Origin of the sequence: Chitinophaga sp. RCC_12 (assembly GCF_041360695.1) — a bacterium.
Classification (GTDB): Bacteria; Bacteroidota; Bacteroidia; order Chitinophagales; family Chitinophagaceae; genus Chitinophaga.
In genome coordinates this window covers 53,167-68,790 of sequence record NZ_JBFUPS010000005.1, presented here as the reverse complement: position 1 = coordinate 68,790, position 15,624 = coordinate 53,167, and the positions used below count along the sequence as shown (strand labels likewise).

Sequence of the window (15,624 nt, the reverse complement as noted above, 5' to 3'; positions counted from 1 at the left end):
TTATTTCACAAGATGTACAACACTGCGCTTCTTCCCGTTCTTCAACGTTTCCAGGATCCCTTCGTTCCGGATAATGATCATACCATGACGATCATCTGTGATCCCCCGCTCCAGCGTATAAGTATACTCCGGTGTATGGCCGTTCATACGCGTGGGCAAATACAGGAACCCGATATTGCCCCGTTGCTTTAATGCTTCGCCGGCCTCCACGATGTGCGAGGAAATAATGAACATACTTTTCTGCTTTCCTGCAAATGCCTTGGTAATAGCCACTGTAGCCTCATGTGCATCTTTCACGTTGGTACCGCGGAACAACTCATCAAATATTACCAGCAATGATTTTCCGCCGCTTAATTCCGTAGCTATTTTTTTTACGCGCAGCACCTCCGCATAAAAGTGACTGGCGCCAATACCCAGGTTATCCGGCAGGTTGATAGTGGTGTAAATACCATCCATCACCGAAAACTCCATGAACCCTGCCGCCACCGGGAAGCCCATATGCGCTACGTATACCGCCGTACTTAAGGAGCGCAAAAAAGTTGACTTTCCCGCCATATTGGCCCCGGTTAAAAAAATCAGGTTCTGACTGGCATTCATCACCAGGTTGTTGCCAATGGGTTGTTTCAGCCCCGGATGATATACCCCTTCCAGTTTCAGTTCAGTAGTGCCTTTGTCCAGCGCTTTTGGAAAAACAAATTGCCTGTCCACCGCCACTTTTGCTACGGAGAGATACACATCGAGATAGTAGATATACCCCATCAGTTTTTCTATCTTATAACGCTCCCGGGTGCGGAAAAGGAGATCATATGCGGTTACCGCCGCATAAGACAACTTCCCTTTCCCGCTTTCTTTCAATGCCGGTTCAAAGGTAGGGTCGGTGAGTAATACCGCAATGCGTTCCCGCTCCCGTGCATAGGCAACAATGCCGGTCACTTCTTCTCTCTCTATAAAAAATTTTATAAGATGAATAAGTGATATCACCGCGCTTACCCCATTAGAGATATCCTTTTCGCTCAGCACGGTTTGCTTTGCATTGGCGCCGGTATTCATTAAATACTTCTCGGCCATATCAAACAAGGCCGCATCAAAGGGAAAGGCCAGTTTCAGGCCGGCAAAATGCGCGATCACGTCACTTCGCCGGTTAATCTCATCGCGATCCGACAACGGGTTACGGAACATTTCTTCCAGTACCGTTTCACCCCCACGGGTGTGGGTATGATTGTACAGGTCGTAGATGCCGCTCACATCACGTTTACCAAATATTCTAAGGTCTTCTATCGTTTGATCATCTGTTTGTAAAAACATAGTTGCTGTTTTTATTTTCTCTTACGCCGGATCAATAATATGATGGCGAATAGCAATACCGCACCCGGCAATATCCATACGTATACTATTTTCAACACAGCTGCCCCGGCAGATGAAATGGTGAACAGGCTATCCAGTGGTTTTGGACGGGGTGTATAGATAGGATAATGGTTGTCGTCCAGCCAGCTGTAAAATCCTTTGCCGAGGAAGCCGCCGCCCTGCCGCAGGTTGCTCATCATATCAGCGTCTGCGCCTAAAACAATACGTTGATCCTTGTTGTTGACTTTCCTTTCCAGGGAGATGTAGCTGGCATAAGCTTTCGCCTGGCTATCTCCTTCCCCGGGGTTAAATTCAGGAGGCGTTGAATCTGTTACCAGGGTGCCGGCTTTCAGCCATACCCTGTTTTCCAGTGTTTGCAGTAAAGGCTTTATCACAAAAGCGCCGGTATCCGCATAGGCAAAAGCAGTAGTTCCGGGAGTCATCATGAACATGCTGTCGCCGTGTTCCTTATACGCTTCCTTCAGTATGAGGAGAAAAGGTTCGTCGGCCAGGTTAGCAGCGTCGCGCGTAATAAATGGCACCACCATATGAGGCATTTCATCTTTGGAGAGCTGCACCAGTGTACCATCCATTAACCGCACGCCCAGGTGTGCCAGCAAGGGGTTCAGCATTTGTTGCTTGCCTGGTTCTCCCAATATGAACATATTGCCGCCTTTGTCGATGTACTGCTTCAATTTGCCCATGGTAGCAGCGCTCAGTTCCGTTTTAGGATCGGCCAGTATCAGTGTGGTGATGTTAGCAGGGATATCCGCGTTATCCAGTGAAAGCGTATCCGACTCAAAACCCAGGTTGATCAGGGCATTGCGGTTACCTTTTTCAATGGTATGGAAACGGAATTCCCGTTCTCCTCTTTTAATAATGCTACGCTCCAGGTTGCCCGTGAGATAAAGGTTCTTTGGTAAATCAGCTTTTAAAAGCCGTTTGAAAGCCGGCGCCACCTGTTGCTCTTCGGGCCAGAATAGATTATCTTCAAAAGTCCGCAGGAAGGTAGTTTCGCCTTTGTACTTCAGCTGCATCACCAGCCGGTAACTTTCAGGTCCCAGGTCGATCTTCTTACGGATCTCTTCCCGCGGCATAAACATAGAAGGATTTAAATCATACCCATCTGCTACCTGCTCTTCAATCTCTTTTAAACTTTTGCCCGGCCAGTTCTTGTAAACGGAACTGTCGTTGTCGTCGTTATCGTAGTAGTATACGTACTTAAAAGTAATATCCGGTTTAAAGCGCTGGTAGCGCTCCCAGAGGGTTGTTAAATAATCGTTCCGGTTTTCCGGGAAGCCGCGGCCCGCCCCTCCTCCCAACAGGTTGGTATAAAGGGTAACCTCCAATGGTTCTTTGCCCAGTTCCTTTATGATCTTCTGTGTATTCGGATGCAGGGTGTTGATGTCGCCAACGGTGGTATCCCAATACCCGGTTAGTGCCGGGCGTGAGGATACATAGCCGATCGTCAGCACCACCAGCGCAACTGCTACATATCTCGCGGCGCTCACAAACCAGGGTTTCGATTCCCGTCCTCCTTTCAGTTTGATCATCGTAAACGATACAAACATATAAACGATCAGCACAAAATAAATGACATCCTTCGTGGTAATGAGCCCCTGCAACATTTTCCCGGTACGGCCCGAGATGGAAAGAAAATAGGTCAGGTCTCTCACAAAATCATACTTCTGCCATAAGCCACCGATACGGCTCAGGATAAAAACAGCCAGGAAGCTGCCAATGGCGGATACGATCTGGTAGGTAGTAAGACTGGACATAAACAACCCGATGGCCGTATAGCAGCACATCAGCAGGTAAAAGCCCAGCATAGCGGATAACAACATGCCGTAATCTGCCGACCGGATAGTGAATAAACCTGTTACAATAAAGATCCCTACAATACCTACCAGCAACAGGTTGTATAACATAATAGCCAGGTACTTCCCAAAAACAATTTCACGCAACTTCACCGGGGACGAATAGAGTAACTTGATGGTACCATTGTTAATTTCCCTGCTGATCAGGCCCATGGTAAGCAATGGAACAAACAGGTAAAGGTTTTGCAGCACATTAACGAAAATACCATTGGGATCTAAATACATCCCCGCCGTCAGCGAAAGATTAAAGTCTTTGAACTTCGGATTATTTTTTGCCAATATTTCCTGCCACTTTGTAAGCGGATACAATGCGTAAGTATAAAAAACCGCGCACTGCACCATAAATGCGATCGTCAGAAACCAGGCTACCGGCGAATAAAAGAGATTCCGAAGCTCTGTTTTCGCAACTTTAAATATCATCTTCATGTCGTAAGTTTATTGGTGGGATTGAATAGTTAATTGCTTGAAAATGTCGTCGAGCAGACCTTTATCAAGACTGATTTCCTGGAGGCGCCATTCATGTTGTACGGCGGCGGCGATGATCCTTTCCGTGATATCTTTCTCCCCATCGAAATAAATACGCGCCTGTTTTTCCGTCAGCAACTCCACTTTGGAAACCCCTCTGATCCTCATCAGCTCGGGAGCCGGAGGCATGTTTTCCATTCCCACCAACAGGGTATGCGGCTGTACATAGTTATTGAATGCGTCCATGCTGTCGGAGAAAATGATCCTTCCTCCTTCCATCATGATCACTTCTTTACAGAGCAGGTGTATTTCAGATAAAATGTGAGAAGACAACAACACGGTATGATCCAGGGCAATTTCCCTGATCAGTTTACGGGCTTCAATCAGCTGGTTAGGATCGAGCCCATTGGTGGGCTCGTCCATGACTACCAGTTTGGGTTTATGGATAATGGCCTGCGCAATGCCCACCCGTTGACGGTATCCGCCGGACAGGTTGCGGATCAGTCTTGTGCTGAAGTGGGCAATACCGCAGCGTTCTTTGGCTTCGTTCACCGCTGCTTTGATACGGTGTTTTTCTATCAACCGCAGCTCTGCACAATAGGTAAGGAATTCATCTACCGTAAGGTCTGTATACAAAGGAGGATTTTGCGGTAAGAAACCGATCTCTTTTTTTGCAAGTTCCGGTTGCTCCCTGATATCGATTCCGTTGACATAAACACGGCCCTCCGTTTGATTCAGCACACCGCACATAATATTCATGGTGGTGGACTTCCCGGCCCCGTTGGATCCCAGCAGTCCTACCACCCCGGTTTGTTCTATTTCAAGGTTAATATCCCGTATAGCCCAGGAAGTGCTGTACCTGTGTGAGAGCCCCTCAATTTTCAGTATAGTGCTCATAGTGCGTTTTTAGTAATAAAATATTGATGAATTAATTCAGTACCTGATCAGCATTACTGCAGGTGCGTTGATGCCGGTACCTCCCGGCAGTCCCACCAGGGCCAGGGTAAAATTCTTATACATCCAGGGATGCGCCCAAACAGTAGTTTGATGGTAGATGCCCGCTGTGATAAAGCTTCCCAGCAATACGCCGCTGGCGGCATCCCGGAACTCAAACTCATAGTCGGGTACTTCAAACCCGGCACTGTATTTCTTAAAAACAGTACTGCCTTTATAAGGCAGGCGTGCTACTTCCGGCGCCCCTGTTTGTCCTTTGATGTTGATGCTGACATCCTTGCTGCCGGGAGAAAGATTGACAAACCGGATACCCATTGAACTGTCGGCGGTGACATGATAAGGCAGGTCATCTTTAATAAACAGTGTATCCGGTGAGGCAACAGTACCCGTTAAAAACAACGTATGAATAGAGCCAATGGGCAGGTCCAGCACCAGGTTAAAAAGAGGAACGCTTTTCTCCGTGGTGTCGGGATACTGGTACAGGGCCAGCTGCTGGGTACCGCTAAACTGTGTATAGCGGTTATTATAATCACTGTATGCTTTGTAGTATATCCGGTTGGCGTGATAATATTCAAACGGATTTCCTCCTTTGAAATTAGTTACCATTGAGCTGTTGCCCACTACCGCATTGATCAGGGTAAGTGATGCGTTACCGGGCGCTGTTGTTTGTTTGGCGCAGGAGGCCAATATGAGCATGAGCAGCGGGGCGGCCATAAGCGCGCTGCGGAGCGGCTGCCATACAGTTGCGTATCTGGAAAATATCTGCTGCATATTAATAGCCGGGATTTTGGGTGAGGAAATGATTAACAGTAATTTCCGATACCGGAATAGGATAAAGCAATTGATAATCGCCTAACCAGGGCTGTTTCACCGGCATAGCCGACAGCACATCATGCGCCATGCCGGTGCGTTTCAGATCCAGCCAGCGGTGTCCCCATTCTGCAAAAAGCTCTGTTTGCCGCTCCTTTGCTACGGCAGCCTTTACCTGCACAACGGTGAGGTTAGCCGGCAGGCTTGCCAACCCTGCCCTGTGGCGGATTACATTCAGGTCGGCAATCGCCGCCGCGAGACCTCCGGGACCTCCATTGGCGGCGGCTTCCGCACGTACCAGGTACATTTCAGCCAAACGGAACACTACATAATATTCTTCTGCATCTGCACCGTAAACAGCGTTGCCGGAGCCGATCTTGTACTTACTGGGATAGTGGGTAATGCCAGGAAATGTGCCTGTTCCATTGGAATTATCAGTACTGTCCGTCCAGGCAACATAACGTTGATCCCCTTCTTCAAAAACTTTCAACAATTGACCGGATAACATGAAGCTCGTCTTGCCGGTAACAAAAATGCCAGGCAGTAGCTGGTATCCTTCCGGTGTGGCATTCTTTAGGGAAGCGTCTGTGGTAGTTGGCTTTAACTGCCAGATGGCCTCCCGGCTATCTTTTAAGAAAACGTGTGTCAGATCAGTTTCCAGGCCATACACCGCCGTGTTGTTGATCAGCGTTGTAGCAGCGGCAACAGCGTTGGCATACTCACCCAGGTAGAGGTATACCCGTGCCAGCAAAGCGGTGGCAGTGGCTTTGTTGGGGCGTACCCTTTCGCCGTTGCCGGTAGGATAGCTCTCCGGCATATTGGCTTCCGCATCCTTCAGGTCTGCTACTATTTGCTGGTACACCTGTTGCTGCGGCGTTCTGAACATGCTGCGCGTCTGGTTAAAATCTACCGTGAGCGCAAGGGGAACATCGCCAAATAAATTGGTGAGATAGAAGTAATTAAAAGCGCGCACAAACTTTGCTTCCCCGGTAAGCGCTTTGCGTGTGCTGTCTCTCAGCGCTACCGCAGTAGATGCTGCAATGCCCTCTATCACCGAGTTGGCAGCATAAATTGTTTTATAGGCCGTTTCCCAGGCCATTCCGGCCTTATCGGCCTGGTAAACGGTGAGTTTGTTGGTACTGAGCAGATTTAGCGCCGGTTCATTGCTACCTGAATAGTTATCCATTTCGCCGGACGATAGCCCGCCCATGATAGTTAACAGTCCGGCGCTAAGAAAACTTTGCCCGGCCGACACCACACTCTGCACCTTATCTCCATTGATCATGACACTGTATATGCCGGCCATAGCAGCGTTGGCCTTTGTTTCTGAGCTAAACACCTGTGTAGTGGTAATAGTGTTGATAGGTGCAGGAATAGCGATCAGTTTTCTGCAGGATGAATGTATCATACTCCAGAAAAAGCTGCTGATAACGATGAGTGTTGTTCTTTGATAGATCCGCATCACTGGTATTTTAAAGCGTAATTGATAAGGCGCCGGAAAAACTCCGGCCAGCCGGAACAGCTGAATAATCCTGCACTTCAGGATCTATACCCGGGTAGTTGGAGATCGTGAAAATATTCTGCAACCGGAACGACAGCGTACATCCTTTTAATCCAGCCTTCTTTGATAATTTCTCGGAGAAAGAATAGTTAATGGCCACAGACCTCAAACGAAAGTAGGAGGCGTCTGTCATCCCCGCATCAGAACTGGATACTCCCCCCCTGCTGGTATTGGAATAGCGGACATACCGGGCGTTATCACCAGGCTTTTGCCAGCGGTCATTGAGTATGCTTACGGGAAAATTAGACATCTGCCCTTGTACGTTGGTAATAAACGGATCCCGTCCCAACTGCTTTTTGAAATCAAATAAAAGATTAGCGGAAAGTCCCTTATAGTTTACGGTGGTGCCTATACCGCCAAAATATTTCGGTGTTCGGTCTATGACGATATACCGGTCGTCGTCCATGGTACCGGCAGGAACGTTATAATTTGCCTGTGCGAGGCCGTCTTTATTGTGATCAGCAAAACTGTATCCACCCGTTTGCGGATCTACCCCCAGGTAATGCAATACATATTGTGCATTCAACGACTGTCCCACTTTATACTGGGTGTAGTAAGGAGATAATTCAAAATCCGGATAAGACACCAGCAGGTTGCGGTTAGCGGCCATGTTAAAACTGACAGACCATATTAAATCCTTTTTCTTAATCAAAGTGGCAGAGATCATTCCTTCCCAGCCACTGTTTTCCACCAGTGCAGACCAGTTGCTCGTCACAGTTTTGAAGCCTGTATAAGCAGGGGTAGGCAGACCGGTAATCTGATCCCCGGAACGGTTCTGATACCGGGATACATCTATCGTAATGCGCTCTTCCAGGAAGCTGGCGCTGAAGCCTGCTTCGAATTTCTTATTTGTCTCCCAGTGATAGTCCTGGTTAACGGCATGTATGGGTACAAAAGGCTGCACACCGTTATAGGCGTAAAGCGGCATAAAATCACCGGCTGCTATTACTGCCCATTGCGACAGGTACTGGTAATCCGTTGGTGTATTCCCTCCTACAAGTCCATAGCTGGCCCTTAGCTTCATAAAGTTCACCCAGGACGGCAGGAAACGCTTTATCCATTTTTCTTCTGAGAAGTTCCATGCAGCAGCTGCCGATCCGAAATTACCAAACTGCCTGCCTGGGGCAAAGCGTGAAGATCCATCCCTCCTGGCAGTCATATTTAAAATATACTTGTGCTCCCAGTCATAATTGATACGCGCCAGAAAACCGACGTATTTATACTTACTATATCCCTCACTGGTTTGCGAAAAAGGCGCGCTCCCAACACTGCGGATCAGATCATCATCCCCATAGCCCGCAGCGTAGGTGGTGATGCCATTCGTCATCGTGGATTGATAAGTACCTCCTACCAGCAAGCTCAGATCTCCACGGCCTATAAAACGGTTGTACGTGAGTTGCGGCTCAACGGTCAGGTTGGCATTTTTCGACGTACCCAAAACAGCTGACCCTGTCGGATTACTAATCGGGTTGTACGATGCGATGGGCATAAAATAGTTACTTGTACCCGTCATCAAAGAGTAGCCTCCGCTGGTAACAAACTTTAGTCCTCTCGCCAGCTCATAACTCATCCTGATGCTACTGCTGAACTGGTTAGTTTGTGTATTATTCGACCTGAGGAGGTCTGCAAAAGGGAATCGATCACCTACGCCCGCTGCATTCCAGTCGGCATAGTTCAGGTCACCCTTGCTGTCGTATACCGGTGGCGCATTGGGAGGCAGCGTTAAGATAGAGATAGCGGCAAAATGCGCATCTACGTTGGTATAACTGTAACCAAGCACCAGGCCGAGTGAAAATTTCTGATTAACACTGCGCACATCTATGCTGGATGTTACAGACGCCTGCTGATTCAGACCGCTGTTCTTCATCAGGTCTTCCTGTTGCGCGTAATTCGCGCTGATGCGATACATCGCCAGGTTATCGCCGCCCGTTAAACTGGTCACCACTCCACTTTGCTTACCGGTTCCCAGCAACACTTTTTGCCAGTCGGTATACCGCGTGCTGTCCCACAATACCACATCCGGCGCAGTGCTTATTGTTGGAAACATACCATCGTTTTTCAGCGCCTCTCTCCGCACCTGCAAATACTGTGAGGTATTCAGCATCTGGTAACGCTTGGGCACATCAATGATCCCCTGGTTAACTTCCATGTTGAAAGTGGTCCTCCCCGGCTTGCCCTTTTTAGTGGTAATCAATACCACCCCATTCGCTGCGCGGGAGCCATAAATAGCAGTGGCATCTGCATCTTTCAACACCTCTATGCTGGCAATATCCCTGGGGTTCATACTGAACAACGGACTTTGCCCGCCGGTAACTGAAAGCCCACCCTGCGTATATCCCGGCGATACCCCGGAATTATAACGGATAGAGCCGCTTACATCCAGTACCGTTAGTGGTACCCCGTCTATTACATACAATGGTTCAGATAACATATCCGGATTCAGCGAATTTCTTCCCCTTATTTCTACCTTCACAGGCGCAGCAGCATAACCACTGGTTTGTGTGATCAATAAACCCGGTACTCTCCCCTGCAATGCCAGTAAAGGATTCATCACCGGTTGCCTTTCTATTTCTTCCGCCGTTACCCTGCTGATATTCCCGGTAGCCAAACGCTTGCTGGTAATACCATACGCCTGCACCACGGCCTGATCTAACACGCTGGTAGCCGTTTTCATAGTCACGTATACGAGCGACATTCCCATTGGAACTTTTACCGTTACCTTTTCGTACCCGATACAGGTAATCGTAAGTTGCTCATCCTCCTTTAACTTTCTCAAAACAAAAGATCCCTTTTCATCTGTTTGCGTTCCTTTAGCAGAACCACTTACAATGATACTGGCGCCTATCACCGGAGCGCTGGTCTTCTCATCATACACCAAGCCGGTTACATCATGCACCACCGGATCCAGGGCTATTTTTATCGAATCCGAACCGTTGTCAACCCTGGGAAAAACAACAATGGTGGTACCTACAATCGTGTAACTTAAAGGCTGTTTAGCCAATATCGATTTCATAAATACTTCCAGCGGCTGCTTCTTTGCATTTACCGAAATAGCCACGTTTACATTGATCAGCTCGGGATTAAATATCACCGCATAATCAGCCTGCTTTTTTATTTCATCAAAAGCCTGCTGCAACGGTACCTGTTTGCCGCTGAAGGTGATGGTTTGGGATAATACATGGACTGGCAAACCCAGTGCAGCAGTGATAAGGAATAATACAATCAGCCTGCTGAACACCCGGTCCCTCCGGCACAACCGCTTGTAAAGTCTGGATCTTAGCATAACAATCTTTTTGGTTGATTTAAATAACTAATTCTTTCCTGTGGAGCATACCACTCCCGGAGGAGTCACTTTACTGTGATCACTCCCCGTTTCAAATGCGTTTAATTCTTCAGTTTGGACAAAGCTACGCCTGTAGCCTTACAGCTTTTCTTTTAAACATACCGGATAGTGGTGGTTCCGGACTGGCATACCCATTAATTGATGTTGATTGATACTACGAACCTTAGCTATGGCATTACTATTATTTTCTTTCCTTCGATCCTGTAATGAACACCCATCTTTTCCAGCACAACAAGTGCCTGTGATAAATTCAGATCTCTTTTTATTTCCCCGCTGAATATAATATCCGGTACACCGTTTTCATAAACGACGCCTACGTCATACCACCGCGACATTTGCCGCAACACTTCGTCGAGATGCGCATGGTTAAACCGGAACAGTCCATTCTTCCAGGCTACTACCATCTCCACATCCGCGTTGTGAATGATATTCATCTTCAACTCATTGTTGATCTGCGCCTGCTGCCCCGGCCGAAGCATCGCAGTTTGCTGATCATGGATCATCATAATACTTCCTTCCAGTAAAGTGGTCCGGATCACTTGTTCATCCGTATAGGCGCTTACGTTAAAACTGGTACCTAAAACTGCTACAGTGGCTTTGTTATTAATATCCACCATAAACGGCTGCTCCTTGTTCTGGGCCACTTCAAAATAAACTTCTCCGGTCACTTTTACTTTGCGGTAATTATCTGTAAAAACAGTAGGATAAGTGATGCTGGATTCCGCGTTAAGCCATACAGCGGTACCATCCGGCAGCTGCAGCCGGTACTGGCCACCACGGGGCGTGGAAAGTGTGTGATACTCTGCCTTGCCGGCCTTCCCTTCGTAATCCAGTTTGCCGCTATCATTGTTCACATTAAAATTTCCATTCCTTACAATACTGCCTTGCGTGCTGTCCAGCAATATTTCATCGCCATCGCCCAGCTTCAGCACCGCGCGGTTGGACCCTGACATAATTTCCCCGGAAGAAGATACATTCCCCGCCAGTGATGGCACGCCTTTTTTATGGTGGTTGATAAACCATACCGCTGTAGTAGCCATTGCTATGAGCAATACTGCCGCTGCCGCGTAACGCCACCAGGAAGGGATGCGGCGAACCGGCACTTCCCTGTCTGCTACTGCTGCCTGTAACCGCTGCAGGATCCGCTGGCTGGCATCGCCGGAAAGCGCGGGAGGCTCGGTAAACGACTGGTCATAAACCCGCTGCAATAACGTTTCCAGTGCTTCATTGTCTTCAATGGCATTCTCCTTCAACAATTCAAACAACGCTGCGCTTTCGGACTCCGTAATGGTGCCGTCCAGGTACTTTTGAAGCAAGTCAGTTTCGGAAAATTTGTTCGGCTCCATATTAATAAGACTAATGAATAAAACAAATGGGTGGATGCGGAGGAAAAAATTATTTCAGCGATACCAACAGTATCAGCAATGAAATATCGCCGTGTTCCATTAGATACTCCTTAATTGACTTTACCGCCAGCGACAGGTGCTGTTTAAATGTATTACGGGAGATGTGCATCAGGGCAGCGGCTTCTTCATATGTTTTGCCCTGCTGCCGGCAAAGCATAAATGCCTCGCGACGTTGTGGTGGCAGGCTGGCAACCGCTTTCTGAAGCAGCTCTTCATACTGCTTCGCCTCTATGGCATTCATTAAGGTTTGGTCGTTGATGCCCAGGGAAACCCGGTGCATTACTTCATCCCGGATCGTATCATACAGCGAGATCCGGTTCAATTGCGTTAATGCCGTATTCCTGGCCAGCCGGTACAGGTAAGCCTGGAATGATGATTTAATATCCAATTGGCCCCTTACCTCCCATATCTTCAGGAAAACATCATGTACCAGGTCTTCAGTAAGTATGGGATTCTTGGTAAATTTCAGCAGGTAATTATATATACCGCCGTGGTATTTTAAATAAATAGCTGTAAACGCCTCCTGGTGGCCAAGAGCAAGTTGGTTTAGTAATTCCTGTTCATTCATTATGGTGTGATAATATCGTTCAATCGGGAGACCGTTCACATGACGACAGGTAAATTAAACATTAATTACCAGATTTTATAGCCGGACATGCGATCTATTGTTTCACCCGTTTTGAACTTAGCCAGATACCCGCCAACACCAATACGCCGCCGGCCATCTGCCAGGGAGTAAAGGTATCTTTCAGGAAGATCATGGCAATCACAGCGCCGATCACGGGGTTTAAGTTCAGGAAATTACCCACCTGGGCAGCGGGCAAACTTTCCAGTGCTTTATTATAAAGAAAATAGGCCAGCGCAGAAGCAAACACTCCCAGGTAAATAATTCCGGCCCAGGCCCTCCCCGATATTTCAGGCATGCCGTGCTGGTATAATTCAACCGCCGATATGGGTATTAAGAAAGCCGAGCCAATAAAAGTACTGACCGCAGTAGCTAAGATCGTATCTGTATCTTTCAGGCTCCTCGACAACAACGTATATGCGCTCCAGCAGCAAACTGCCAGCAGCATCAGTATACTTCCCCGCAATGTATGCATTCCCTGCGGGCTTCCCACAAAACCTACCAGCACCACTCCGGTTACACATGATATAATACCGGCAATACTCCTGCCACTGATATGCTCTTTCAGCAACCAGGCTGCAGGGATGGCAATAGCCACCGGTATCAGGCCCTCCACCAGCGCACCGGTAGATGCCGGGATATAAAGCATCGCAAAATTGAACAGGCCATAGTATACCGTAATTCCCAGGATGCCCATTACCGCCAGCCTTTTATAAGGCAGCTGCTGTTTTACTTTTTTACGCTGATACAGATAAAATGGTAACAGCAATGCGCAGGCAACGATGTGGCGCAGCGTAGCAAACAGGTACGGGGACACTTCCTGCACCACTGTTTTGGTAACCGCAAATGAACTGCCCCAAATGAGCATAACAAACACGATGCTGATTATTCCTTTCGTCCGGTCAGCTACAGCATTTTTTTCCACAAGTCAGTTTTTCATTTTTAACATCATCTGCCTGGAGGCCCAGAGCCAGGCAATTACTACACACAGGGTTATCACTAAAGCCGCCCCTGCAAGTGCCTGGTAAAATAACGGATCAAATCCATTATGCATCACGTAAATAACCGATATATAGAGGACCATTATGCCGGAAACACGCAGGCTATACTTAATTCCGGTTACCAGGTAGCGGCGGGGATCAGCAAAAATCATCATGCCGGCTTTGCCTCCCCAAAACCAGGTGGCACCAAAAAGGAACACAAAAAACAACAGCATATCGATGTTGATTTGCGCATCAATAAAAAAGATCAGTCCGTTCGCAAGGTCGGATCCTGCTTCTCCAAAAAACCATATCAACTCCAGTATAATCATTGCCACCAGTTGGGCGGCGATTGCCTGCTTTCTACCAATTTGTCTTGCTATGTCTAACGTCATTCTATCTGTAATGTAAAATTATATTGTACCAAATTAACGAAAAAGCTGCTTATGCGGCATTTCCTGGGTTTGCCCCTTAAAAATAAGATAGCGTTTTTTCAGGATGGGACAGGGTGATGTTTACTTATTCACATCCGGACGAGGCAGCAGCCCCTTATTCGCGGATATACATTTCATATGTATACGTGAATGATTTTTTTGCGCCGGCATTTACAGCCAGTTCAAAATCCAGTTGCCGTCCCTGGTTGATATCGTTTTTGTATTCAAGGTTCAGCGACTGGCTATATTTGGTACTGGCCGAAGTAACCGCGCCGCTTATTGTTTTCTGTACCTGTATATCGGCCAACCGGCCCTTGCTGTTAACAACAGTAATGGTACCTTTTACGGTAGCTAACGTGTATTTATACCCGTTATACGTTTTGGCCTCTTTTTTCACCGAAACAAGCGCTTCTTTTTCCTGTATCAGGATATCCGGCGAAGTGGTAATAAATATGGGCGTAGAGGCGCCTTTGGCGGTAAACTTAAGCACATCCTGTGCAATGGGCTTCTGTGTATTTTTTTGTAAGATTAAAACAGCGCCTGAGGTAAATGGATTGTCGGTATTATTAGAGATTTCAACAAAGTGGTTCACTTTGTTGGGCGATGCGTTGCGCCCTGCATGATTCGCGGCTTCCATCTCTTCTGATGCCGCATCATCATCGCCGTTTGCCCGGTAGGTACTCATCACAGATGCGGGCAATACCGTTTTATAAAAATGGCGGATCTTCACCGTTTTTTTAAACACCGGATATTGCGCCCTTTCTCCTTTGCGGAGACTGATGTTTTTGAGTGTATAAAAATAGAGGTCTTCGTTTTCCACTGCCACATTATTTTCCGATGGCGCCTCTTCAGGCATTACAACAGATTCCGCCACCCTGTCCCTCGCGTAATCCGACCTCATTTGTGTGGCGTTGCTGTATATATTGGCGTTCTCAACACCACCGGTAGCGCTAAAGTTAAGCAGGGTAGCCAGTGTGGTAGCCTGCGAAAAATTGGGTACCCCCATCACAAAATCAACATCCGTATTCTTAATATCTTCTACATTGTTATTTACTTCTGCCTGCAGGTTAAGCGTTGCTTCTGTTTCAGACGCCAATTGCAATTGGTAAACCGGTGTCCAGCTCAATCCGTTTTGCAGGTACATCATGGTAAAGGATTGCCGCCCGCTTTGCGCAAAATGTATGGTAACTACAGGTTTTTGAACAGCAATACGCGCGGTTGTAGTGCGACTGGGTTTATCTTCAAATGTAATTGTCTTGATGGTGGCAGGCTCTATACCGATCCATTTGCCATTCATTTTCAGTAAAAGAACGGGGTTGGCAGGGGCATACAGCCGGTCAAACTGGTATTGCCCGCGATATTCATTCGTCAATTGCATTTGCTGCAACTGCAGCCTGCTGTTAATTTCTTCGGGCAGGTCAAAATCTTCCACACTGCCTTTGTAAGTATTATTATCTGTGGCAACAATTGTAATGTTCTTGCCCTTGTTGGCATGCAGCAGTTCTAAAAAGCTGTTGGCTTTTCTTTCCTGTATTTCATTTATCTGCTCTACCCGGCTGCTCACGCGGCTTACAGGATTAGTAGTGCCGGCAAACCAATAAGTGCCAAATAACGCCACCGGAAGGCTGTTGAGCCGGAAGCCACTGTCAGGTACCTGGGCGGTTATTTCTTTTACCACAAAGGATTGCCCGTTTTTAAACACAGACAATGATCTGATAACTGCATTATCCTGTGCAACAAGCGTTGTGCCTGCAGCCAGTAACGATGCCACTAAAATAAATTTCATACGCATAATTGCTATTTTAAACCCTGAGGCTGTAATGAT

Annotated in this window: 11 protein-coding genes; all 11 read right to left on the bottom strand. The window is 47.5% G+C overall.

The annotated features are described in order from the left end of the window. A complete protein-coding gene (locus AB6805_RS16130) occupies positions 1 to 1,305 on the bottom strand; it encodes a DNA mismatch repair protein (protein ID WP_370910462.1) in 1,305 nt (434 codons plus the stop codon). A gap of 11 nt (positions 1,306 to 1,316) precedes the next feature. Beyond that, entirely contained in the window at positions 1,317 to 3,647 is a 2,331-nt protein-coding gene (locus tag AB6805_RS16125) for a Gldg family protein (RefSeq protein ID WP_370910461.1), read from the bottom strand. Between the two features lie 9 nt (positions 3,648 to 3,656). Next, entirely contained in the window at positions 3,657 to 4,583 is a 927-nt protein-coding gene (locus AB6805_RS16120) for an ABC transporter ATP-binding protein (protein WP_370910460.1), read from the bottom strand. Between the two features lie 36 nt (positions 4,584 to 4,619). Further along, the gene (locus tag AB6805_RS16115) at positions 4,620 to 5,411 is read right to left on the bottom strand and encodes a DUF4397 domain-containing protein (protein ID WP_370910459.1); all 792 of its coding nucleotides are present in this window, start codon (positions 5,409 to 5,411) and stop codon (positions 4,620 to 4,622) included. 1 nt (position 5,412) lies between these two features. Further along, a complete protein-coding gene (locus tag AB6805_RS16110) occupies positions 5,413 to 6,912 on the bottom strand; it encodes a RagB/SusD family nutrient uptake outer membrane protein (RefSeq protein WP_370910458.1) in 1,500 nt (499 codons plus the stop codon). A 10-nt stretch (positions 6,913 to 6,922) separates the two neighbouring features. After that, positions 6,923 to 10,294 carry a SusC/RagA family TonB-linked outer membrane protein gene (locus AB6805_RS16105; RefSeq protein ID WP_370910457.1) on the bottom strand — a complete coding sequence of 1,124 codons (3,372 nt, stop codon included), beginning with the start codon at positions 10,292 to 10,294 and terminating at the stop codon, positions 6,923 to 6,925. Between the two features lie 227 nt (positions 10,295 to 10,521). Continuing rightward, on the bottom strand, positions 10,522 to 11,700 hold the full coding sequence (locus tag AB6805_RS16100; protein WP_370910456.1) for a FecR domain-containing protein: 1,179 nt from the start codon (positions 11,698 to 11,700) through the stop codon (positions 10,522 to 10,524). Positions 11,701 to 11,749: 49 nt separating this feature from the next. Next, positions 11,750 to 12,328, bottom strand: a complete 579-nt coding sequence (locus AB6805_RS16095; protein ID WP_370910455.1) for an RNA polymerase sigma factor — start codon at positions 12,326 to 12,328, stop codon at positions 11,750 to 11,752. A gap of 94 nt (positions 12,329 to 12,422) precedes the next feature. Beyond that, complete coding sequence (locus AB6805_RS16090) at positions 12,423 to 13,310, bottom strand: DMT family transporter (protein WP_370910454.1); 888 nt, start codon at positions 13,308 to 13,310, stop codon at positions 12,423 to 12,425. Positions 13,311 to 13,313: 3 nt separating this feature from the next. Then, the gene (locus AB6805_RS16085; protein ID WP_370910453.1) at positions 13,314 to 13,760 is read right to left on the bottom strand and encodes a hypothetical protein; all 447 of its coding nucleotides are present in this window, start codon (positions 13,758 to 13,760) and stop codon (positions 13,314 to 13,316) included. A 154-nt stretch (positions 13,761 to 13,914) separates the two neighbouring features. Next, on the bottom strand, positions 13,915 to 15,591 hold the full coding sequence (locus AB6805_RS16080) for a hypothetical protein (protein ID WP_370910452.1): 1,677 nt from the start codon (positions 15,589 to 15,591) through the stop codon (positions 13,915 to 13,917). Positions 15,592 to 15,624 lie beyond the last annotated feature (33 nt).